General features: G+C 65.3%; 25 protein-coding genes. 7 read left to right on the top strand and 18 right to left on the bottom strand.

The genetic code is table 11. From position 1 onward, the window contains the following. Positions 1-8 precede the first annotated feature (8 nt). From FGL95_RS07945 to hisD, 6 genes are all read right to left on the bottom strand, one after another. On the bottom strand, positions 9-266 hold the full coding sequence (locus FGL95_RS07945; RefSeq protein WP_169585663.1) for a hypothetical protein: 258 nt from the start codon (positions 264-266) through the stop codon (positions 9-11). After that, positions 263-898, bottom strand: coding sequence for an imidazole glycerol phosphate synthase subunit HisH (hisH, locus tag FGL95_RS07940; protein ID WP_169585662.1), 636 nt, complete (start codon positions 896-898; stop codon positions 263-265). Before hisH ends, FGL95_RS07945 begins: the two co-directional genes overlap by 4 nt. A gap of 99 nt (positions 899-997) precedes the next feature. Then, positions 998-2116, bottom strand: coding sequence for an MFS transporter (locus FGL95_RS07935; protein WP_338079755.1), 1119 nt, complete (start codon positions 2114-2116; stop codon positions 998-1000). Between the two features lie 3 nt (positions 2117-2119). Beyond that, the gene (gene hisB, locus FGL95_RS07930) at positions 2120-2734 is read right to left on the bottom strand and encodes an imidazoleglycerol-phosphate dehydratase HisB (RefSeq protein WP_169585661.1); all 615 of its coding nucleotides are present in this window, start codon (positions 2732-2734) and stop codon (positions 2120-2122) included. Further along, a complete protein-coding gene (locus FGL95_RS07925; protein WP_169585660.1) occupies positions 2731-3879 on the bottom strand; it encodes a histidinol-phosphate transaminase in 1149 nt (382 codons plus the stop codon). The genes hisB and FGL95_RS07925 overlap by 4 nt, the downstream gene beginning before the upstream one ends. Further along, positions 3876-5198, bottom strand: a complete 1323-nt coding sequence (gene hisD / locus FGL95_RS07920) for a histidinol dehydrogenase (RefSeq protein ID WP_169585659.1) — start codon at positions 5196-5198, stop codon at positions 3876-3878. Before hisD ends, FGL95_RS07925 begins: the two co-directional genes overlap by 4 nt. Positions 5199-5270: 72 nt before the next feature. Here hisD and FGL95_RS07915 point away from each other — a divergent pair, with 72 nt between their 5' ends. Continuing rightward, positions 5271-6740 carry a flavin-containing monooxygenase gene (locus tag FGL95_RS07915; RefSeq protein ID WP_169585658.1) on the top strand — a complete coding sequence of 490 codons (1470 nt, stop codon included), beginning with the start codon at positions 5271-5273 and terminating at the stop codon, positions 6738-6740. A gap of 2 nt (positions 6741-6742) precedes the next feature. Then, positions 6743-7930, top strand: coding sequence for a GNAT family N-acetyltransferase (locus FGL95_RS07910; RefSeq protein WP_338079754.1), 1188 nt, complete (start codon positions 6743-6745; stop codon positions 7928-7930). A gap of 4 nt (positions 7931-7934) precedes the next feature. Here FGL95_RS07910 and nadC read toward each other — a convergent pair whose 3' ends face one another. The 3 genes from nadC to nadA are packed head-to-tail and all read right to left on the bottom strand — an operon-like array spanning position 7935 to position 11387. Beyond that, positions 7935-8792 carry a carboxylating nicotinate-nucleotide diphosphorylase gene (gene nadC / locus FGL95_RS07905; RefSeq protein ID WP_169585656.1) on the bottom strand — a complete coding sequence of 286 codons (858 nt, stop codon included), beginning with the start codon at positions 8790-8792 and terminating at the stop codon, positions 7935-7937. Between the two features lies 1 nt (position 8793). Further along, entirely contained in the window at positions 8794-10365 is a 1572-nt protein-coding gene (locus FGL95_RS07900) for an L-aspartate oxidase (RefSeq protein ID WP_169585655.1), read from the bottom strand. Next, positions 10362-11387, bottom strand: coding sequence for a quinolinate synthase NadA (gene nadA / locus FGL95_RS07895; RefSeq protein WP_169585654.1), 1026 nt, complete (start codon positions 11385-11387; stop codon positions 10362-10364). The genes FGL95_RS07900 and nadA overlap by 4 nt, the downstream gene beginning before the upstream one ends. A gap of 76 nt (positions 11388-11463) precedes the next feature. Here nadA and FGL95_RS07890 point away from each other — a divergent pair, with 76 nt between their 5' ends. Continuing rightward, a complete protein-coding gene (locus FGL95_RS07890; protein ID WP_169585653.1) occupies positions 11464-12153 on the top strand; it encodes an NUDIX hydrolase in 690 nt (229 codons plus the stop codon). Between the two features lie 4 nt (positions 12154-12157). On the opposite strand, the gene FGL95_RS07885 is transcribed toward FGL95_RS07890, so the two are convergent. Genes FGL95_RS07885 through bioB form a run of 3 tightly spaced genes read right to left on the bottom strand, consistent with a single transcriptional unit; the run spans position 12158 to position 13940 of the window. After that, entirely contained in the window at positions 12158-12706 is a 549-nt protein-coding gene (locus tag FGL95_RS07885; RefSeq protein ID WP_169585652.1) for a DUF2567 domain-containing protein, read from the bottom strand. After that, complete coding sequence (gene bsaP, locus FGL95_RS07880) at positions 12703-12912, bottom strand: biotin synthase auxiliary protein BsaP (RefSeq protein ID WP_206071683.1); 210 nt, start codon at positions 12910-12912, stop codon at positions 12703-12705. The genes FGL95_RS07885 and bsaP overlap by 4 nt, the downstream gene beginning before the upstream one ends. Positions 12913-12926: 14 nt before the next feature. Further along, positions 12927-13940, bottom strand: a complete 1014-nt coding sequence (gene bioB / locus FGL95_RS07875; RefSeq protein WP_169585650.1) for a biotin synthase BioB — start codon at positions 13938-13940, stop codon at positions 12927-12929. A gap of 82 nt (positions 13941-14022) precedes the next feature. Here bioB and FGL95_RS07870 point away from each other — a divergent pair, with 82 nt between their 5' ends. Next, on the top strand, positions 14023-14607 hold the full coding sequence (locus FGL95_RS07870) for a TetR/AcrR family transcriptional regulator C-terminal domain-containing protein (RefSeq protein WP_169585649.1): 585 nt from the start codon (positions 14023-14025) through the stop codon (positions 14605-14607). Here the strand turns inward: FGL95_RS07870 and FGL95_RS07865 are convergent. Both FGL95_RS07865 and FGL95_RS07860 read right to left on the bottom strand, forming a co-directional pair. Next, on the bottom strand, positions 14595-15434 hold the full coding sequence (locus FGL95_RS07865) for a pyridoxamine 5'-phosphate oxidase family protein (RefSeq protein ID WP_169585648.1): 840 nt from the start codon (positions 15432-15434) through the stop codon (positions 14595-14597). The genes FGL95_RS07870 and FGL95_RS07865 overlap by 13 nt on opposite strands. Before the next feature lie 16 nt (positions 15435-15450). Continuing rightward, complete coding sequence (locus FGL95_RS07860) at positions 15451-15915, bottom strand: VOC family protein (protein ID WP_169585647.1); 465 nt, start codon at positions 15913-15915, stop codon at positions 15451-15453. A gap of 97 nt (positions 15916-16012) precedes the next feature. Between FGL95_RS07860 and FGL95_RS07855 the strand changes: the two genes are divergently transcribed. Next, entirely contained in the window at positions 16013-16555 is a 543-nt protein-coding gene (locus FGL95_RS07855; RefSeq protein ID WP_169585646.1) for a CGNR zinc finger domain-containing protein, read from the top strand. A gap of 27 nt (positions 16556-16582) precedes the next feature. On the opposite strand, the gene FGL95_RS07850 is transcribed toward FGL95_RS07855, so the two are convergent. Next, the gene (locus tag FGL95_RS07850; protein WP_338079753.1) at positions 16583-17899 is read right to left on the bottom strand and encodes an AAA family ATPase; all 1317 of its coding nucleotides are present in this window, start codon (positions 17897-17899) and stop codon (positions 16583-16585) included. Positions 17900-17981: 82 nt separating this feature from the next. Continuing rightward, positions 17982-19388, bottom strand: a complete 1407-nt coding sequence (gene sthA / locus FGL95_RS07845; RefSeq protein ID WP_169585645.1) for a Si-specific NAD(P)(+) transhydrogenase — start codon at positions 19386-19388, stop codon at positions 17982-17984. 79 nt (positions 19389-19467) lie between these two features. Between sthA and FGL95_RS07840 the strand changes: the two genes are divergently transcribed. Then, a complete protein-coding gene (locus FGL95_RS07840) occupies positions 19468-19650 on the top strand; it encodes a hypothetical protein (protein ID WP_169585644.1) in 183 nt (60 codons plus the stop codon). Here the strand turns inward: FGL95_RS07840 and bioD are convergent. Together bioD and FGL95_RS07830 are read right to left on the bottom strand one after the other, a co-directional pair. Continuing rightward, positions 19637-20350, bottom strand: a complete 714-nt coding sequence (gene bioD, locus FGL95_RS07835; RefSeq protein ID WP_169585643.1) for a dethiobiotin synthase — start codon at positions 20348-20350, stop codon at positions 19637-19639. The genes FGL95_RS07840 and bioD overlap by 14 nt on opposite strands. Beyond that, positions 20347-21489 carry an aminotransferase class I/II-fold pyridoxal phosphate-dependent enzyme gene (locus FGL95_RS07830; protein WP_169585642.1) on the bottom strand — a complete coding sequence of 381 codons (1143 nt, stop codon included), beginning with the start codon at positions 21487-21489 and terminating at the stop codon, positions 20347-20349. Before FGL95_RS07830 ends, bioD begins: the two co-directional genes overlap by 4 nt. Positions 21490-21636: 147 nt before the next feature. On the opposite strand from FGL95_RS07830, the gene FGL95_RS07825 reads away from it, so the two are divergent. Next, positions 21637-22365, top strand: coding sequence for a hypothetical protein (locus tag FGL95_RS07825; protein WP_169585641.1), 729 nt, complete (start codon positions 21637-21639; stop codon positions 22363-22365). Positions 22366-22367 lie beyond the last annotated feature (2 nt).

Below are 22367 nucleotides of genomic sequence, written 5' to 3'. Positions count from 1 at the left end.
GTGAAACCCTACTGCGTCGGCGGCTGATCGCCGCGCTCGGGAGTCTTCGGGAACGCCTTGTTCGTCATTCGAGTCGCGACGGTGCCCATGGCCGCAATCGCGCCGAACACACCGGCGAGGGCGACGGCCAGCAACACCCACGTGTTCGCGTCCTGCAGCAAGCCGACCAGGAACGTCGTCACCAACAGGACCAACGATGCGGCGCCGATCGAGAAAAACGCCAGCTTCGCGTAGGAAAACGGCGGGCCGCTATCGGGTTGTGTCACAAGCTGTTCACCCAGTTCCGTAGAAGTACTGCCCCGGCGTCACCGGATTTTTCGGGATGGAATTGCGTGGCCGCCAACGCGCCGTTCTCGACAGCGGCGAGGAACGGACCGCCGTGCTCGGCCCAGGTCAGCTTCGCCGGAGCCAAAGTTTCCGACGGTGGGAGCTCCCACGTCTGCGCAGCGTAGGAGTGGACGAAGTAGAACCTGGTATCGGCGTCGAGACCGGCAAACAGCACGCTATCCGACGGCGCGGTCACCGTGTTCCAGCCCATGTGCGGGAGCACCGGCGCAGGCAGCCTGTCGACCGTGCCGGGCCATTCGCCGCACCCCTTGGATTCCACGCCGAACTCGACCCCGCGGTCGAAAAGGATCTGCATGCCGACGCAGATACCGAGAACCGGCCGACCACCGGCGAGCCGACGCCCGATGATCCGGTCGCCACGCGCGGCGAGCAGGCCCTCCATACATGCTGCAAATGCGCCGACGCCGGGAACGACAAGTCCGTCGGCTGCGAGTGCCGTGTCGAAATCCGCCGTGACCTCGACGTCTGCGCCCGCGCGCACGAGCGCGCGCTGGGCGGAGTGCAAATTGCCCGAACCGTAGTCCAGTAAGGCCACCGACTTAGCTGTCACCCCACAAGATTAGTCAGCCCGCGCACCGGCGTCGGTACGCACCCGGCGGCGAGCCGACCTCACGTGTGAACTCCGCGGCGAAAGCGACCTCGGAGGTAGTCACAGACGTAACGTGAACGGCACAGCAACAAGGACGACTGCCGTCGCAACGGCGAAGACGATGGAATAGCCGGAGACCGTCGCGACCACGCCGAGCGATAACGCGCCCGCGCCGGTGCCGCCGTCGTAGGCGACGTTCCACGCGGCGCTTGCAGCGCCTCGGCGGTGCGGCCCGGCGGCGGTGAAGACCGTCACGAGCGAGTCTGCCTGACAGAGCCCGAAACCCAGGCCGAGCGCGGCGGCGCCGACGACCACCAGCGGCAGCGAGACCCCGCCGTGAAAGCCCAGCGCAATGCCGCCCAAACCAGCGGCGGCGACGAGCAACGATGGCAACAGGAGCCGACTTGGGCCAAGTCGGTCGACACTTCGGCCACCGACGAATCGGCCCGCGACCAGCGCCGCGCTGGCGACGACCAACGCCAGAGTCGCGGCATTCGCGATCCCCAGGGTCGCGATCGGGACGAGACTCGAGAACCCGCCGAACGCCGCGGACATGACGGCCATCGCCAAGACCGGAGCGAGCAAAACGGACCAGGGCAGCCGCGCCTTGGTCTGTGCGATGTCCGACGGTTCCCGCGTGACCGGTGGAAGCAGCAGCACGCACGCAATTCCAGCGGTCGGGATCAACGCGCCGATCAAGAACACCGGAGTGGTCGACGAGAATTCCGCCAACGCCAACCCAGCTGGCAGGCAGACCGTTTGGGTAGCGGCCGACGTGATTCCGACTGCCGCACCGGCCCGACCGAGCAGCTGCGGCGGCGCGATTTCGGCGACCATCGCGTTGGCCGCCACGGTCAGCAGCCCGAATCCGACGCCCCGCACCGCTGAGATCGCAAGAACGGGAACGGCATCGGTGAAGGCGAGAAACGCGAGCGCAGGCACACCGAGCAAGGCAAGGCCCACGGCGAGTACGAGGCGATATCCCCACCGCCGCAGAGCTTTCGGCGTCAGCAGCTGCGCCAAGACCGTCGTCGCCATGAAGATGGCTGTGCTAGCACCCGCGATCGCATCGGACTCCCCCGCGAGGGAAAGTGCCAGCGGCACAACAGGAAGGAGGAGTGTCCACCCCACGATCGTGGCTACGAATAGGATAAGCAACCACCGAAACGAGCGTGGCACGAGTTAGAGCGTGCCCTTGGTGGACGGCACCCCGTGGACCCGCGGGTCCGGCTCGACGGCGGCGCGCAATGCGCGAGCGACGGCTTTGTATTCGGCTTCGGTGATGTGGTGCTGATCGCGGCCGTAGAGCACCCGAACGTGCAGGGCGATGCGCGCATTCAGTGCGATCGATTCGAAGACGTGGCGGTTGATGACCGTCGAGTACGGCGCACCAGGCTCGCCTGCGATGACGGCATGCAGCAGGTGATCCGGCTCGCCGGTGTGGACGCAGTACGGCCGGCCCGATACGTCGACGGCGGCGTGGACGAGGGTCTCGTCCATCGGGATGTAGGCGTCACCGAACCGCCGGATTCCGACCTTGTCCCCCAACGCTTGACCTAGCGCCTGACCAAGGACGATCGCAGTGTCCTCGACAGTGTGGTGCGCCTCGATCTCGATGTCGCCCTTGGCTTTCACCGTGAGGTCGAAGCTGGCGTGGGAACCGAGTGCGGTGAGCATGTGGTCGAAAAACGGCACGCCGGTGGAGATGTCGACCTTGCCCGTGCCGTCGAGGTTCAACTCGACGACGATGTTCGATTCCTTGGTCGTGCGCTCGATCCGCGCAGTGCGGGCCATCATTGCTCCAACTCGGTAGCTGTCAATTTCTCACTCACACGTAGCAACTCGTCATTCTCGGCCGCCAAGCCAATGGTTGCACGCAAATATCCGGGAATGCCGACGTCGCGGATCAACACGCCCTCGTCGAGATAGTGCTGCCACGCTCGCGGAGCGTCGGTGAAGCGGCCGAAGAGGATGAAGTTGGCGTCGCTGGGGACGACGTCGAATCCGGCCTCCGTCAGTGCTGCCGCGACTCGGTCGCGCTGGGCAGCCAATTCGGCGACGCTGGCGAGGGTTTCGTCGGCATGCCGCAATGCCGCGCGCGCGGCGGCCTGCGTCACGACCGACAGGTGGTACGGCAGCCGGACCAACAACATCGCGTCGATCACCGCGGGTGCCGCAACCAGATACCCGAGCCGACCGCCCGCAAACGCGAAGGCCTTGCTCATGGTTCTCGATACAACGAGTTTCGTCGGGTACTTGTCGATAAGGGTGATCGCACTCGGCGCTGCAGAAAACTCGCCGTACGCCTCGTCGAGGACGACGATGCCTGGGGTCGCGTCGAGGATCGCTTCGAGCGATTCCAACGGAATGCTGTGTCCCGTCGGGTTGTTGGGACTCGTCACGAAGACGACATCGGGTTTGCGCTCATGAATCGCGGTGACGGCGTAGTCGACATCCAGCGAGAAATCCGCGCTGCGTTTGGCTTCCACCCACTCGGTGTTGATCCCCGTCGAGATGATCGGGTGCATCGAGTACGACGGTACGAACCCCAGTGCGGTCCGGCCCGGACCGCCGAAGGCCTGCAGTAGTTGCTGCAGGATCTCGTTGGAGCCGTTGGCCGCCCACACGTTCGCGGTCTCGACGGGCGCACCGGTCTGCGTCCGCAGATATGCGGCGAGGTCGGTCCGTAGCGCAACCGCGTCGCGGTCCGGGTAGCGGTGCAGGTCGGCTGCTGCAGCCCGGATCGACTCGGCCACATCGTCGATCAGCGCCTTCGTCGGCGGATGCGGATTCTCGTTGGTGTTCAGCTGCACCGGCACCGTCAGCTGTGGCGCACCGTACGGCGTTTTGCCACGCAGACTTTCGCGAATCGGCAGGTCGTCGAGGGTGATTTTCGAACCAGGCGCGGTGACATTCCCCGTCGCTTCGCTCGCCCCGATCATGTGAGCTTCTCGAACCGCAACCGGACCGCTTCGCCGTGCGCCGGGAGATCCTCGGCATTGGCGAGCGTGATCACGTGCCCCGACACCTCTTTCAGCGCCGCTTCCGAGTAGTCGACGACGTGGATGCCGCGCAGGAACGTCTGGACCGACAGTCCGGACGAGTGCCGTGCGCAGCCTGCAGTCGGGAGCACGTGGTTCGACCCGGCGCAGTAATCACCGAGGGACACCGGCGACCACGGACCGACGAAAATCGCTCCGGCACTACGCACTCGAGCCGCGACCGCGCTCGCGTCGGCCGTCTGAATCTCGAGGTGCTCGGCCGCATAAGCGTTGACGACACGCAGGCCTTCGTCGATGGTGTCGACCAACACGACGCCGGACTGGCTGCCGGCCAATGCGGTTGCCACTCTGTCGTGGTGCTTGGTGATCGTGAGCTGAGCGGTCAAGGCATCGTCGACGGCGTCAGCCAGTTCCGGGCTGTCGGTCACGAGCACGCTCGCGGCGAGAACATCGTGCTCGGCTTGGCTGATCAGGTCCGCGGCGACGTGAACCGGGTCTGCGGTGGCGTCGGCGAGGATCGCGATCTCCGTCGGTCCGGCTTCGGCGTCGATACCCACGAGCCCACGGCAAAGTCGCTTCGCCGCCGTCACGTAGATGTTGCCCGGACCGGTGATGAGGTCGACGGGCTCGAGATCCGCGTCGCCATAGGCGAGCAGCGCGACCGCCTGCGCACCGCCGACAGCCCAGACCTCCTCGACGCCGAGCAATTCAGCCGCGGCAAGGATGGTGGGGTGTGGCAGTCCGCCGAACTGCTTCTGCGGCGGCGACGCGACGACGAGTGAGCCCACTCCGGCAGTCTGGGCGGGAACCACGTTCATCACGACGCTCGACGGGTAGACCGCATTGCCACCTGGGACATAGAGGCCAACGCGCTCGACAGGCACCCAGCGTTCGGTGACCGTGCCGCCGTCGACCACCTCGGTCTTCGTGTCGGTCCGGCGCTGGTCAGCGTGCACGAGGCGGGTGCGTTCGATCGCGACCTCGAGTGCTGTCCGCACCGCGGGGTCGAGCTCGGCCAACGCCCTCGTCAACTCGGCGGCAGGCACGCGTACCGACGCGGGTCGGACGCCGTCGAACTTCTCGCTGAACTCGAGCGCAGCCTCGGCACCACGCTCGCGAATTGCATCGACGACCGGCTTGACCAGATGTAATACCGAGTCCACGTCGACTCCGCCCCGCGGCAACGCGGTGCGTAGTTCGGCAGTCGACGTCGCGCGTCCGCGCAGGTCGATGCGGGTGAGCTCGGTCCGGGTAGACATGGGTTTCCCTTCGTATAGTGCCTCCTACCCTGGTAGGACGCATCACTAGGATACTGGCGCTACGTTGGGCTGATGGAACACGACGGTCGAGCGGAGCGAGGGGGGATTGCAGTCGACGTCCTCATCGTCGGTGCGGGGCTCTCCGGGATAGGCGCAGCACACCATCTGCAGGAGAAATGTCCCGGCCGCACCTACGCCATCCTCGAAGCGCGCGACGCGATCGGCGGTACGTGGGACCTGTTCCGGTACCCAGGTGTGCGGTCCGACTCGGACATGTACACCCTCGGCTACTCGTTCCGGCCGTGGACGAACGCCAAGTCCATCGCCGACGGACCAGATATTCTCGACTACGTTCGCGAGACCGCGAAAGACGGCGACATCGAGCGCCACATCCGCTTCGGCCACCGTGTGGTGCGCGCGGAATGGTCGTCTGCGGAGTGCCTGTGGACTGTATCGGCGGAGTACGGGTCCGAGGTCGTCGCGTACACGTGCAACTTCCTCTTCATGTGCAGCGGCTACTACGACTACCGCGCGGGCTACACACCCGAGTTCGCCGGCCGGGAGCGATTCGGTGGCACGATCGTCCACCCACAGCACTGGCCCGAAGACCTCGACTACGCCGGAAAGCGCGTCGTCGTCATCGGCAGCGGCGCAACGGCAGTGACGCTTGTTCCGGCGATGGCCGAGACCGCCGAGCACGTGACGATGCTGCAGCGCTCCCCCAGCTACGTCATGTCCGTGCCGAACCGCGACAAGACTGCCGACCGGCTCCGGCGGCTCTTTCCTGCGAAGGCGGCATATGCAGTCTCTCGTTGGAAGAATGTGTCGATTGCGACGTTCTTCTTCCAGATCAGCCGACGGCGGCCCGAGCTGGTGAAGAAGTTCATCCGCAAAGGTGTTGCGGCGCAACTCGGTCCGGACTTCGATGTCGACAAGCACTTCAAGCCGAGTTACAACCCGTGGGATCAGCGGATGTGCCTCGTCCCTCGCGGTGACCTCTTCAAGGCGATCCGCAGTGGCAAGGCGTCGGTAGTCACCGATCACATCGACACGTTCACCGAGACAGGCATCGCGTTGCAGTCCGGAGCGAAGCTCGACGCCGACATCATCGTCACCGCAACCGGTCTGGACTTGATCCCGATGGGCGGTCTGGCGGCGACGGTCGACGGCGAGCCGGTCGATCTGCCGAAGTCGTTGGCCTACAAGGGAATGATGTTGAGCGGCGTTCCCAACGCGGCGTTCGCGATGGGCTACACGAATGCGTCGTGGACGCTGAAATGCGACCTCACGTGCGAATACGTCTGCCGGCTCCTCAATCACATGGACGAACACGGTTATCGAAAAGCCGTTGCCGCCAATATCGATCCAGCCGTCACACCGATGCCGATCATCGACTTCTCCTCGGGCTACGTCCAGCGGGCGGTCGACAAATTTCCCCAACAAGGCTCACACCGACCATGGCGGCTGTATCAGAACTACGCCCTCGACATCGTGACGCTGAAATTCGGTGGCCTCGACGACAAGGCGATGGTATTCACATAGGAGTGAATGCAGTCACGATCCGACCCGGAACTCTCGACGACTGGCCGGCCGCAACCCGGCTGTTCGAGTTCGCTTTCGGGCACCGCTCTTCCGACGAAGTCCTGGCGGCGTGGAGTGGCGAGATCGGCGACAGCATGGTCGTCGCGACGGACACCGGTTCCGTCGTGGGGCAGACGATGGACCTCCCGATGACGACGACCGTTCCCGGTGGCGCCCAGCTCACCGGTCGAGGAATCTCACTCGTCGCGGTCGCGCCGACGCATCGACGCAGAGGGCTGCTGCGCGCCATGTTCACCGAGCAGCACAAGCGCATCGCCGCGTCCGGTGTGCCGTTGGCGCTGCTCACGGCGAGCGAGGCCAGCATTTACGGCAGGTTCGGGTACGGCGCGGCGACCATCGAATCTCGGGTCAGGATCGATCGCCGCCTCGCGAAAATGCATGCGGGCGTGCCCGACCCGGGCGGCGTCCGCGTGGTGTCGGTCGCCGAGGCGACCGAGCTCGTTCCCGCCATCTACGAGCGTTGGCAGGCGCTGACGCCGGGTGCGCAGGTCCGACCGAAGGCAATGCTCGACCGCTACCTCGCCAACGCCGACAAACCTGGTTCGACGCCGCCCTATGCGATCGTTCATCGCGACGGTTATGCGCTGTTCGCTCGGCGGACGAAGGACAACGAAGGAATTGCGCGTGTGTTCGAGTTCCGCGCGGTCACTGCGGACGCGCACGCCGCGCTGTGGCGAATTCTGCTGAGCCTCGATCTCGTGACCTATGTCGAGGCAGTCCAGAGTCCGGAAGATCCGTTGCAGTACATGCTCACCGACAGCCGGCTGGTCGAGGTGGACGAGCGCGAGGATGCGTTGTGGGTACGGATCATGGACGTGCCTGCCGCACTGGAAGCCCGGACGTATTCGGCCGACCTCGACGTCGTCGTCGAGGTTCGCGACGGATTCCTCGACGCGGGAGGCACTTTCGCGCTGACGGTCGCCGACGGCAAGGCGCGCTGCGTCCGCACCGAAGCGCCCGCACAGGTGTCGCTGGACTTGGCCGTCCTCGGCAGCCTCTACCTCGGCGCGCATCGTGCTCGTGTTTTGGCGGCCGCACACCGCCTGTGGGCCAAGGATTCCGAGACGCTGCGCGTATTCGACCTGGCCTTCCAGACCGACCGTGCCGCCGAAATGGGTTGGGGCTTCTAACTCGTCACATATCGAGGCCGAGGTCGAGGACCTTCACCGAGTGGGTCAACGCACCGACTGCGAGGTAGTCGACGCCGGTGCGGGCGTATTCCGCGGCGACATCGAGGCTCAGTCCGCCCGACGATTCCAGCTTCGTCTGCGGCGCGTTCGCGTTTCGACGTTGCACGGCAGTTTGCGTCTGCCATAGCGGGAAGTTGTCCAGCAGAACGAGTTCCACGTTCTGCGCCAACACAGCGTCGAGTTGCTCGATGCTGTCGACCTCGACCTCACACGCGATATCCGGACGCGCCGCCCGGACCGCTTCGAGCGCCGCGACCACCGAACCCGCCGCGACGACGTGGTTGTCCTTGATCAGCGCGGCATCGCCGAGGCCCATGCGGTGGTTGACTCCCCCGCCCATCCGGACCGCGTACTTCTCGAGTGCGCGCAGGCCCGGCAACGTCTTTCGTGTGTCGCGAATCTTGCACGACGTGCCCTCCACGGCGTCGACCCATCGGGCGGTCGCGGTCGCAATGCCGGACAGGTGGCACAGCAGGTTGAGCATCGTCCGCTCGGCGGTCAGTAGCTCACGCGTCGGCGCGACGACCGTCAGGACCGCGGTGCCCTTCGTGACGCGGGTGCCGTCGGCCACGCGTTCGACGACCTCGTAGTTACCCGCGCCGATCACCTCGTCGAACACCAAGAGGCCCACGTCGATCCCCGCGACCGTGCCGTCCTCACGCGATACGACGGACGCCTTGGCAACGGCATCGGCGGATACGGTCGCCGTCGTCGTCACGTCCGGTCCGTACCGCAGGTCCTCGTCGAGGCCGGTGCGAATCACCCGGAGAACTTCGTCGAGATTCAAGTGCTCGTCCAGCATGTCAGCGCACTCCTGTCAGATTCTGTGCCGACGCAATCAGTTCGCCGCCGTCCGACAGCCGTAACTCGATGCTGTGGCGCTGCGCTTCGTCGGTGTCGGGATAGTCCGAGCGGGTATGGCAGCCGCGGCTTTCCACCCGTGCCGAGGCTGCGAGCACCAACGCTCGCGCCGTGACGGTCAGTGCCGAATCTTCCAGTGCCGCAGCATCTGTCGACTCGACCTGCGGCGCCACGCTCAGCGCGTCGATGGCCGCAGCCAGTCCAGATTCGTCACGGACGACGGAAGCGTGTTCGGTCATCACCGTCTGCACGATCGACCGGTCGAGGCGCGGCGAGGTCCAGGGTGCGACGTCGGTGATCGTCGGACGCACATCGCGTCGTTCGGCTGCAGCCGCACCAGCACGCTCGCCGACGACGAGACCTTCCAGCAAGCTGTTGGAGGCCAACCGATTTGCTCCGTGGAGACCGGTCCGCGCGACTTCGCCGGCGGCGTACAGGCCGGCAATACCGGTCCGGCCGTGGACGTCGGTGACCACCCCACCGCACTGATAGTGCGCAGCAGGGGCGACGGGGATCAGCTGCTGAGTCGGGTCGATTCCCGCCGCCAGGCAGGACGCGGTGATCGTCGGAAAGCGTTGCGCGAAGCCTCCGATCGAGCGCGCGTCCAAGAACACGTGATCGGTGCCGAGATCGCGCATGCGGGCCGCGATCGCCTTCGACACGACGTCGCGCGGCGCGAGGTCACCACGAGGGTGCACTCCCGCGGTCACCGAATTGCCTTCGGTATCGACAAGTTTGGCGCCTTCGCCACGCACGGCCTCGCTGATCAACGGGCGTCGGCCCAATCCACCCGGCGTGTACAGCACGGTCGGATGGAACTGCACGAACTCGATGTCCGCGATAGTCGCACCCGCATCGAGCGCGAGGGCGACGCCATCCGCCGTTGCGCCTGGTGGGTTGGTGCTACAGGCAAAGAGCTGGCCCAACCCCCCGGTGGCGAGCAGGACCGCGGGCGAATGAACCACGCCGAAGCCCTTGTCCGACAGCACGATCAAACCCTGCACTCCGGCCGCATCGGTCACGACGCGCGCAGCAGCAGTGCCGAACAGCACCGGCATTCCCGCAGCATTGAGCGCACGCTGGACCTCGGCACCCGTGGCGTCGCCACCGGCATGGATGATCCGGCGTGTGCTGTGACCGCCCTCGCGGGTGCGCGACACCTTGCCGTCGCGCCCGAGGTCGAACACCGCGCCCAGATCGGTCAGCGCCGAAATCGCTTGCTTGCCACCGGACACGATGGACCGAACGGCATCGACGTCACAGAGTCCGGCGCCGGCCTCGACCGTGTCGCGCACATGCGACGCGACCGAATCACCTTTCGGCGCAACGACTGCGATGCCACCTTGCGCGTACTGCGTCGACGTATCGGTCGGACCGCCTTTGCTCACGGTCAGCACCCGCAGCCCCCGCCGTGACGCGGCGCGCGCGGCGGTCAAACCCGCCACGCCGCCGCCGATCACGATGAGGTCAGCTTCGGCCTCCCACGACACCCCAGCCCCCGCCGGTGTGCTCACTCCCCTCCGCCCGGGGTACCGATCTCGATCATCCGCTGGACCGATTTGCTGGCTGCCTTCGCGATCTCGGGATCGACGTGCACCTCGTCCTTGCCTTCGATCAGGCACCGCAGCAACGCGGCCGGGGTGATCATCTTCATGTACTTGCAGGATGCGCGGTCGTTGACGGCCTGGAAGTCGATGCCAGGCGCCGCCTTGCGGAGCTGGTGCAGCATGCCGACCTCGGTCGCGACCAGCACTTGCTTCGACTTGGCAACGCGCGCAGCGTCGATCATGCCGCCGGTCGAGAGGATGTGCACTCGGTCCGCCGGGAACGCACCTTCGCCCGCCAGATACAGAGCAGACGTGGCGCAACCGCATTCGGGGTGCACGAACAGCTCGGCATCCGGGTGGCTCATGGCCTGGGCCGTCAGCTCGTCGCCGTTGATCCCTGCGTGCACGTGGCACTCGCCCGCCCAGATGTGCAGGTTCTTGCGACCGGTGATGCGCTTGACGTGAGCGCCGAGGAACTGGTCCGGCAGGAACAGCACATCGCGATCGGGATCGACAGATGCGACGACGTCGACCGCATTGGACGACGTGCAGCAGATGTCGGTGAGCGCCTTCACCTCGGCGGTGGTGTTGACGTAGGAGACGACGACCGCGTCCGGATAGTCCGCTTTCCAGGCTCGCAGATCGTCGGCGGTGATCGAATCCGCCAACGAGCAACCTGCCCGCGCATCCGGGATCAGCACCGTTTTGGTCGGGCTCAGAATCTTGGCGGTCTCGGCCATGAAGTGCACACCGCAGAAGACGATGGTGTCTTCGGAGGCTTCTGCAGCAATTCTCGACAGCGCCAGGGAATCGCCGACATGGTCCGCGACGTCCTGAATCTCCGGGAGCTGATAGTTGTGCGCCAAAATCGTGGCGTTGCGCTCACGCGCGAGCCGCTTGACCTCACTCGCCCATTCGGGTGTACCGCTCACACCCGAATACCCGCCAGGTCCGTTGTGGATCTGAGCTTCCAGCAAAGTTGTAGCCATTGTCGGCTCCTTCCCTGCGTCCCTAGGAGCAAGGCCCGGTTCGCATATTCGAGGTTTTCGACTTATGATCGAAAACATGCTTCATAGTAGCACCATTCATGAATCGCTCACCGCGGTGTTCCAAGTTCGTCACTTCGACGGCGGACCGGAGCTTGCGGTTCTGCTATGGCAACGCGCGCTGGATCCCCAGAAAGGCACGTGGTCGCTGCCCGGCGGAACGCTGCGCGACGAAGAAGACCTGACGTCGTCCGCACGTCGGCAACTGGCGGAAAAGGTCGACGTCCGCGACGTGGCGCACTTGGAGCAGCTGTCCGTCTTCAGCGACCCCAAACGGGTACCTGGTCCGCGCCGGATCGCCTCGACCTTCCTCGGCCTCGTCCCGCTCACGACGGACCCGACCCTGCCCGACGACACCGCCTGGCATCCCGTGTCCCGACTTCCGGAGATGTCGTTCGACCACGGCATCGTCGTCGATCACGCCCGAGTTCGCTTGGCAGCCAAGCTTTCCTACACCAACATCGCATTCGCGCTCGCCCCTCGCGAGTTCGCCATGTCGACGTTGCGTGAAATCTACTGCGCTGCCCTCGGTTACGACGTCGACGCGACCAACCTGCAGCGAGTCCTCAACCGCCGCAAGGTCCTCATGCCCACCGGAACGACAGCCTCCCCCGGCCGCGCAGGCGGCAGGCCCGCGGCGCTCTATCGATTCACCGATTCCGCCATCCGCGTCACCGACGAATTCGCCGCCTTCCGCCCGCGCACCTAACACCTCACGAGGGTTGGTCGGCCAGCTCGGCGGCTTGCGGCGCCGGAGATACGTCCGCCCCGAGATCGTCGCGAGGGCTCACCGCCGCCATCACCAGGACCGTGAAGCTCGTCAACAGCGGCGCGACGAGCAGGACGACGTAGGTGCCGACAGTCGGTGCGACGGCGATGATCTGGTCGACGGCTGGTGAGTCGACGTGCGGGAAACGCAGCCGGGCGACGAGTTCACCGGCGAAGTACATCGTGGCCGCGCCAGCGCCGGAACCGATAAGCAAGCCGGCGAAAAGAACTGGCCCGCGCACCGCGCGCCACTGCCACACAGCCGCGGCGGTGAGGATGCCGATCGCCGCTGCGATGCACGCGAAGATGGCGACCGAGTCGAACTGATGGGCGCTCTCGCCGGTGAGCGCAGCGCCGCGGTCGGGCGCGACGACGATCAAGTGTTCGGGAGGAGCCGCGAAGCCCCACACGAGCGCTCCGACTGCGCCGACCACCACGCACACGACGATGGCGATTGCCGCAGCGCGAATTTCGGTGCGACTGACAGTCGTCAACGAAGCCCCAAGTGTGCCGAGTCGATGACGCCGTGGCGCGAACACTTCGCCCACCACCCGTCCGGACTCACCTGAACGATCATCCGGCGGCCGCACTGTTCACAGAATCGCGGCGGCTCCAAACCCAGTGCGGCAGCCGCGGGGACGACGTCGTCGACTCCCGGCACTATCCGCCGACCCGTGAACGGGTTGTACTGCTCGTCCATACCGATCGATGTTGTCACAAGGTGCTGTTGAGCGCCTTGATCGGCATCTGCAGCTCGCCGAGCAAGTCGAGATCCTGTTCGGCCGGGCGGCCGAGCGTCGTCAAGTAGTTGCCGACGATGACGGCGTTGATGCCGCCGAGGATGCCCTTCTTGGCGCCGAGATCGCCGAGCGTGATTTCGCGACCACCGGCGAAACGCAGGATCGTGCGCGGCAATGCGAGGCGGAACGCGGCGACCGACTTCAGCGCCTCGCTCGCAGGGAGCACCTCGAGGTCACCGAACGGCGTGCCCGGGCGCGGGTTGAGGAAGTTGAGCGGAACCTCGTCGGGCTCCAACTCGGCCAAGTTGGCGGCGAATTCGGCGCGCTGTTCGAGGCTCTCCCCCATGCCGAGGATGCCGCCGCAGCAGACCTCCATGCCGGCCGCGCGCACCATTTTCAGCGTGTCCCAACGCTCTTCCCACGAGTGCGTGGTGACGACGTTCGGGAAATGCGACTTCGAGGTCTCGAGATTGTGGTTGTAGCGGTGCACACCCATCGCTGCGAGCTGGTCGACCTGCTCTTGGGTCAGCATGCCGAGCGAGCACGCGATCTGGATGTCGACCTCGTTGCGGATCGCTTCGATACCTGCCGCGACCTGCGCAAGCAGGCGTGCGTCTGGTCCACGGACAGCGGCGACGATGCAGAACTCCGTCGCGCCGGACTTGGCAGTCTGCTTCGCGGCTTCGACGAGACTCGGGATGTCCAACCATGCTGCGCGGACGGGCGACTGGAACAGTCCCGACTGCGAGCAGAAGTGACAGTCTTCGGGGCAACCACCGGTCTTGAGGCTGATGATGCCCTCGACTTCGACCTCTGGGCCGCACCACTTCATCCGCACGTCGTGAGCGAGCGCGAGGAGCTCTTCCAGGCGGTCGTCGTCGAGGCGCAGGACCTCCAGGACCTGCTCTTCGCTCAGACCGACGCCACGGTCGAGCACTTGCTCGCGGGCAAGCGCGAGGATGTCTGTGCGAGCGGGCGCCTGAGTCACTGTGAGAGTCCCTTCGAGTGCAACTTGAACAGTGTTCAGGCTAGGGTAGTCGAGGTACCGAGTCAAAACCAGGAGGAGCGCCATGCAGCTGCGTCGGAGCGACGTGCTCGACGGCGCCATCGCGATTCTCGACGAGTACAGCCTCGCGGACCTGACCATGCGCAGGCTCGCAGGATCGCTCAATGTGCAGCCGGGTGCGCTGTATTGGCACTTCCCCAACAAGCAGACACTGCTGGGCGCCGTCGCCGACCGCATCCTCGAGCCCCTGGACGCGCCGGTCGTCGCGGTCGACTGGGCCGACCAACTCAAAGAACTCGCCCACCGACTGCGCGACGCGCTGCTCTCTCATCGCGACGGGGCAGAACTCGTATCGGCCACCTACGCATCACGATTGACGACGACACAGGCACGCGAAAAGTTCGTGAGCGCCGCTTTGCGCGCGCGGATGCCGCGCGCGGAAGCCGAACTCGCCGCCTACACCCTCCTGTACTACGTCCTTGGTCAGACGGTCGACGAACAGTCGCGGATTCAGCTCGACTCGGTCGGTGTCTTGACTGAGGAGTCCTCTCCCCTCTTCGAAACCCCCGACGCGACAGCACGATTCGACTTCGGTTTGCAGCTGTTCATCGGTGGCATCCACAGCCGCGTCCATTCCTACGGTCGCTGAACGACGTCCGTGACAGTGAAGTCGATCAGCAACTGCGCTCCGGGTTCATCGCCGTAATCCCAGTTCAGTTCGGCATTTCCGGAGATGCTCAGACTCGCGCCCGTCGCTCGGTCCGGAACCCATAGCCCCGCTGCGGGATTGACCATGATGTTGCCCAGCGTCATGAACATCGAGTTGCCGCGATAGTCCGGCCAGCGCAGCCGGGTCGGCGAAAGCACCTGCAAGAAGCCAGCATTCCCACCGCGATGCGATGCGTCGGCATTGCCGTCACGGTCGGTCGTCGCGATGAAGAACGTTTCCGCAGCACGGATCGTGTCTTGCTGCTGCGGATCCAACTCCAGACCTTGGCGGAACGTCGGACCAGTATGACCCGGGCCGCCGACGTCGAGCGGCCGGCGCGAAATGTACTTAGGGCAGTTGGAATACACCTGCTCGGCGGTGATGCGAATCCCCCGCTCGGTCGGCTCGCTGACGCCGTTCACCCGCATCCTGCGCCGCGTCTCCGGCTCGAGCGCGATGAGGCCGATCGACACCCTCCCGCGAAGCGCGTCGGCGAGCCGTTCGCCCGTCGTGAGTTCGACATCGATCTCGATCACGTCGTAGTCGACCACCCGCACGAAGCCCGGGGCGCCAATCAGCGGGCTCGCCCAGACGCAGCCCTCCGCGTCTCTCGCGCCGATGACGACCAGTGGCTGCTCGGCGAGGAATTCGGCTGCTGCGTATGGGATCTGGCGGCCGATTCCGCGCCCCACCCGTTGCGCGATATCGGCCTGACCGAGGCGGTCCTGCACATACCGCTCCCCTGCGTGGAAAATCTCGGCGACCATGTCTGGCACCCGCCGCTCAGAAGAAACCGCAGGTCGGCGCCGGACCGCTCGGCGCCGGTGCGTCGTGCGCACCAGTGGGCGCGTAGACCTCCAGCCGAATCCCGTCGGGATCGGTGAAGAAGACGCCACCCGACGGAGCGCTGAAGCCGTGCGACACGACGCCATCGTGGGTGAAAGTCACCGAGAGCGCTTTCAGCGTGGTCTCCACCTCGCGGACCTGCTCGATCGTGTCGACCTGAAACGAAAGATGATGCAGACCAGGCGACTTCGGCGAGAACTCGCCGTCGCTCTGCTGCCACAACGTGATCTGCACGATCCCGTCACGACCCAGGAATGCCCAGCGGCGCGAATCGTCGTCACCGCTGCTGGCTTGGACCTCCAAGCCGAGTGCGCGCTGATAGAAGTCGCGCGATCGATCCAGGTCGGTCACATTCAAGCCGATGTGCCCCGTCGCCAGTACGGGTTGGGTCGCAATAGTCATGTCGCTCCTTTGGTGGTTCTAACTGGTAACATTGACTTTAATGGTTAGAACAGAGTTGTCAACCAGTAAAATCGGTTTACCCAGTTAGGCTCACAAAATGGACGATCCCCGGCCGCACATCGGCGAACCGCTCGCCGTCGACCTGCTGAACACGCGGTGGAACTACGACGGACCGCACGACCTGCTCAGCGACGTCGCCGGCCTGCGTATCTGGCTGGAATCCAACGGCCTGACCCAACGCTGTCGGGCCGACGAGGAGACGCGGGCGGCCCTTGTCGCGGCCCGAGACGCGATCCATGCAGCCGTCACATCGGAGTCGACCGACGCATTGAACGCAGTCCTCGAACACGGCCGGGTGCGAAGGGAATTGGCAGCCGACGGACCGAATCAGGTGGTCGAGGTCACGCGCCAGGAATGGTTACCCGGCTACCTTGCGGCCGACAACTTGCTCGACCTGCTCACCCAGGGACCTGATCGGATCAGGCAGTGCGCAGGTCATGCGTGCGTGCTGTTCTTCTACGACACGTCCAAGAACGGAAAACGCCGCTGGCATTCCATGGCGGCATGCGGAAATCGAGAGAAGGCGGCACGGAACTACGCCCGCCGAACCGTGCGCGAGTCTGGCCCCTCCAGGGGCTAAATTCACGCACGGTTCAGGCTGGGGTGCTCACAGGTAGTTCCCCACCAAAGGCTCGGGCTTCCAACGGCCCTGAGCGATGACGGCGCGCAAGCGGTCGGTCGTGAGGTCGACGCCGTGGACCAGCACCGCCCTGCGCACGATCTCCTGCAGGTCCGCGCCGGAGACGTCGCCGCCGATGCTCGACGCCACCGCGTCGGCATCGACCGACTCGGCGCACGCCAGCTTCGCCAGCAGACCACGAAGGATCGCCACCCGACCGCGAACATCCGGGTAGTCGAGGCGGATGATCGAGTCGAACCGCGATGCGCGCGTCGCCGCCTTGTCCAGTGCCGCAGGATCGTTCGTCGACGCAATGGTCAGGACGTCCTCGTAGCGTTCACTGCCGTCCATCACAGCGAGGAAGTCCGCGAGCGCCGAACCACCGGTGCCGTTGTTGCGGTTACCGATATAGAGGTCGACGTCCTCGAGCACCACAACCGTCGGACCGAGTTCCTTCGTCTCCTCGAACACCAACCGCAGCACGTACGATCCGGCACGCGCGTCGACGAGGATCACGGTGAAGTCGCCGACGAGTTCGCGAGCGACGATCGAGCTGATCGCACTCTTACCGACACCCGGCGGCCCAGCGAGCAACACTCCGCGTCGCGTACCGAGTCCGAGCTCGCGCATCAGGTCCGCACGAGTGGTCAACGCAGCGACGTTCGTGTCGATCTCGTCCCACACCGCTTGCGGCACAGACAGACTCGAACGCTCACGGTCCGGCAGCTGGCTGATGTCGAGCTGCAGGCCCTCGTTGCAGGTCGCATGCAGAACCCGCCCGCGAAGCACGTTCTTCTTCTTGGCACTTGCCGTGATCAGATCGAAGACGGTCCGTGCGACCGCGCGGTTCTCCTGCGTCGAGTTCACGAACAACGCCGGACCGCCGTAGCAGTCGGCGCCGATGAGCCGCACGACAACGCCTGCGCTGCCGAGGGTTTCGGCCGGGAAGAACATCGACAACGTCTTCGGCAACGACAACGTCGTGCCGTCGAGTTCGAGCCGCCGCCACTCCGGGGTATCGCTACCGTCGCCCGGACCGATTTCCGGGCCGTAGAGATCGATGAGGTCGACCAGCGCCGCCGCAAAGGACAACGAATTCGATGCCGACAGCCGGACCGTTTCCGAGACCAACGCGGTGTTCTTCTCGCCGAGCACCCGGGCCGCGAAGGTCTCGTCGGTCTCGGTGACTTCCTTTGTCCCCGTGAGCACTTCGCCGAGTACCTCGAAAGTCCGACGCACGCACGACGGCTCGCCGATCAGCGATTCACGCAGATCGGTGCCGGCCAACGTCGTGGTCGTGTTCACGGATCTTTCCTTTCAGCTTCGTCGTTCGGGCAAGGGTGCAACCTTACGGACTGCCTGCCCCGGACGAAACTGAATTTCGGTGCTAGTCGTCGGCGAACGACGACAACGCGCGAATCTTGTTCGTCGCGTCGAGCGCGGCCACCTTGTACGACTCGGCCAGTGTCGGGTAGTTGAACACCGCGTCGACCAGATAGTCGACGGTCCCGCCGCATCCCATCACGGCTTGACCGATGTGAATCAATTCCGTTGCCTGCGTGCCGAAGATGTGAACGCCGAGGACCTCGCCGGTCTCCGGTGAGATCAGCAGTTTGAGCACGCCGTAGGAGTCGCCGACGATCTGGCCGCGCGCCAGTTCGCGATAACGCGAAATGCCGACCTCGAACGGGATCTTCTCATGCGTCAGTTCGTCCTCGGTCTTACCGATGAAGCTGATCTCCGGGATCGTGTAGATGCCGATCGGCTGCAGCTTGTTCATTTCGTGCACTGGTTCACCGCAGGCGTGGTGCGCTGCGAGCCTGCCCTGCTCCATCGATGTTGCTGCGAGAGCGGGGAACCCGATCACATCGCCGACCGCATAGATGTGTTCGACCTCGGTTCGGAAGTGCTCGTCCACCTGGATCCGGCCGCGGTCGTCGGCTTCGAGCCCTGCGTTCTTGAGGTCGAGCTTGTCCGTAACGCCTTGCCGTCCAGCCGAATACATCACTGTCTCGGCCGGGATCTTCTTGCCTGATTCGAGAATCGTCAGCGCGCCCTTGTCGAAACGCTCGACCGCCGCGACCGATTCGCCGAAGCGGAACGTCACCGCGAGATCGCGCAGTTGGTACTTGAGTGCTTCGACGACCTCTTTGTCGACGAATTCCAGCATCGATTCACGCCGCTCGATGACCGTCACCTTCGTGCCCAATGCGGCGAACATCGACGCGTATTCGATACCGATCACGCCGGCACCGACCACCACCATCGTCTGCGGAAGCTCGGCGAGATCCAGAATCCCGTCCGAGTCGATGATCGTGCGGTTGTCGAAGTCGACCGATTTGGGACGGGCCGGTCGCGTTCCCGTCGCAATGATGAACTTGTCCGCGGTCACGACAAGCGCTTGCCCGCTACCGTCCTGAATCTCGATCGTGTTCGGGTCGGTGAAACGTCCTGTGCCCTGCAGCAGCGCGACGCGGTTGCGGCGCAGTTGGCTGCGAATCACGTCGATCTGCCTGCTCGTCACGTGGTGGGTCCGCGACATGAGGTCGTCTTTGGTGATTTCGTCCTTCACCCGGTACGAGCTGCCGTACATGTCGCGCTGACTCAACCCCGTCAGGTAAACCACTGCCTCACGCAGGGTTTTCGACGGAATGGTGCCGGTGTTGATGCACACTCCGCCGATCATGTCGCGACGTTCGACGATCGCAACCTTCTTACCGAGCTTCGCCGCGGCAATCGCCGCACGTTGCCCGCCTGGACCGGATCCCAACACCAACACGTCATAGTCGCTCACCGATGCATTGTCGCAAAGGTCACACTGGCACCGCAGCGGACTAGGCTCACCGGGACGACAAACGATGGGAGACCAGCGAATGAAGTTCGTGCTCGAGATCGCGTTCGACGAGTCCGATCAACCGACCGCGATCACCGAAATCGGCAGAGCACTACGGTATTGGGCGGGTAACCTCAAGCATTACGACCTCGCGGAACCCGTCACCGAGCAGATCACGGATTCGGCGTACGAACCGATCGGATCCTGGTCTATCCAGCCTTAGCAACCGCGTTCGGCAACCAGCCGGGATCGAACCAGTTCGGCGCAGCGGCGAGGAACTGTGCCCGATCGAGTGCGCCGGAGCCTTCAGGGATGCGACCGACGATGTCGACGCCGGTCACCCGCGGCAGGTCGATCAGGTTGCATCGGGCCGCGAGGTCCGGGTCGGCCGGCCACGACCCGATGACCAGGCCTGAGCACGTAATTCCTGCGTTGTCCAACGCCTGGACAGTGAGCTCGGTGTGGTTCAGCGTGCCGAGCCCAGCAGCTGCGACGACGAGTACCGGCGCTTCCAGCTCGTGGGCGAGGTCGATGAGCGTGAACTCTTCTCCGAGCCGGACTAGCAGGCCGCCCGCGCCTTCGACGATGGTGATGTCCGCGTCCAGGTCGCGAATGCTCGAGACCACATGATCGAGGGTCAGCGGTCGCAATCCAGCCCGGCGCGCTGCCGTGTCGGGCGCCAAAGGGTCGGGGTAGCGGGCCAATTCGAGCGTCGACGTCACTCCCGACAGGCGAGTGATGTCCTCGAGATCGCCAGGTTCACCAGGTAAAACGCCGGTTTGTGCGGGCTTCACCACCGCCACGGACCGTGCGTGAGTTTGGCCCCCCTGGGGGCCGAACTCACGCACAGTCATGGCTGCGAGCGCGGCGGTGACGACCGTTTTGCCGACGCCGGTCGAGGTACCGGTGACGAGAAGAATCATGTTGCCGCGGGTGCGAGGACCTCGGTCAGCACCGTCTCGATCGTCGACAGCTCGTGAGCGGTCAAGGTCGCTCGGGCCGTCAGCCGCAGGCGTGACGTTCCTTCCGGAACCGACGGCGGCCGGAAACAGCCGACGCTCAGCCCGTTCTCGCGGCATGCGGTCGCTGCGTCGAAGGCGCGCTGCGGATCGCCGAGAATGACCGAGACAACAGCGGATTCGGGTGCGCCGACGCCAGCAATGCGTGCGAGGTCTGCGGCCCGGTCCAGAACCGCCTGCGCGCGCTGCGGTTCCCGCTGCAATACACCGAGAGCCGCGCGCGCAGCGCCGACCGCGCCCGGCGCCAGGCCGGTATCGAAGATGAACGAACGGGCCGAGTCGATCAGATGCGCAACCACCTTCGAGTGCGCGAGGACCACTCCCCCTTGACTGGCAAGCGATTTCGACAAGGTCGCGGTGATCACGATGTCCGGCTCGCCCGCCAAACCGAGTTCGTGCACCAGGCCACGGCCGCCGAGACCGCGAACACCGATTCCGTGCGCTTCGTCGACGACGAGGATCGCGCCGTGTTCCCGACCGATTCGGTGCATTTCCCGAAGCGGCGCGAGGTCGCCGTCGGCACTGAAGACCGAGTCGGTGATGACGAGGGCTCGTTCTTCGGTCCGTTCGCGCAGGGTGGTCTCGATGAAACCGACGTCGCCGTGCGGTGCGACGACGACCCGAGCACGCGATAGCCGGCACGCGTCGACGAGCGAGGCGTGACTGCCCGCGTCGGACACCACCAGGCACCCGCGTCCTGCCAGCGCAGTGACCGCGCCGAGGTTCGCGGCATAGCCGGTAGCGAACACCAGGCCAGCTTCGGCGCCCACGAAGTCCGCGAGTTCGTTTTCGAGCATCGCGTGCTCGGTCGTCGAGCCGGTGACCAGGCGTGATCCCGTCGAACCAGCACCCCAGCGCCGCGTCGACGCGATGGCACCGTCGATGACCTCGGGGTGGCGAACCAGGCCCAGGTAGTCGTTGGAGGCGAGGTCGATCAGCCCGGTCGCGGGTGTGCGCGGCCGCAGCTCCCGGCGCAGTCCAGCTGCTCGACGCTCCCGTTCACGGTCGTCGAGCCAGCTCAGCGCGTTTCTTTCGGAACCCACAAGGGATCAGCATACGCGAACTTGAACAGCGTTCAAGCGGGGCTCTGGTGGTGTGGGCCATATCCAGCCCTGGAGGGGTGTCGCGCGCGGACCGCACTCTGCGAATCTTGCGCTACCAGAGGAGTGAACGAAAGTGTGCCACCGACAATGAATGCAACAGTCATCGCGATTCTCGCTACATCGCTGCTGATCGGAGCCGCAATCGGCATCCTGCTGCGGCGCAACCTGCTTCGCGGTCCCGACCTCGAATTCGCCAACGAGTTGGCACTCGCCCTGCGGACCGGACGAATCCCGCGCGACGCCGCGCCGGACTCCTGGGTCGCGTTGATTCGCAGTGCACGTGGCGACTCCAACCGCGCGCGCCTGACGCTCGGTGGCATGGCACTCGCAACGGTAGTCGGCGACTTGGCCTGGATCACCATCCGCGAAATCGGGCCGTCCGTCGCCGACGCCGCGCTCGCCATTCCCCTCGTAGCGTTCGGGGCGGGCGCACTGCAGCACCACCTACGCGTACGTCGGGCCGACGCCCTGCTAGCCAGCTTGCACACGAATCCACCAGGCGATCTGCGGCGCAATGTGCGAATCGCGATCCGCACCCGCACGCTCCCCGCTGGCTCGGATCCACTTGTGTGGGTCCCGCTTTTGCAGAAGGCACACGCGGACGCCATCCGGCGCGCGCGAGTGGATACGCGGCTCCTCGCGGTGTGGTCTGGAGTGTTGGTCGTTCAGCTCGCAGTCCTGGTGATCGACCACGAGCTCCGTCTCAGCTGGTGGATCTTTACGCCCGCGGCGTTGGTTGCGGTCGGGCTGGAAGCCCTTTGTGCGCGTCGAGCCGCGAAGAACTCCGACGCTCTGCTTGTCGAAGCGCGCGGGTAAAT

This window comes from Antrihabitans stalactiti (assembly GCF_012932915.1).
GTDB lineage: Bacteria > Actinomycetota > Actinomycetes > Mycobacteriales > Mycobacteriaceae > Antrihabitans > Antrihabitans stalactiti.
Note: the sequence above shows the minus strand (reverse complement) of the source record. Positions and strands in the feature narration are given on the sequence as shown.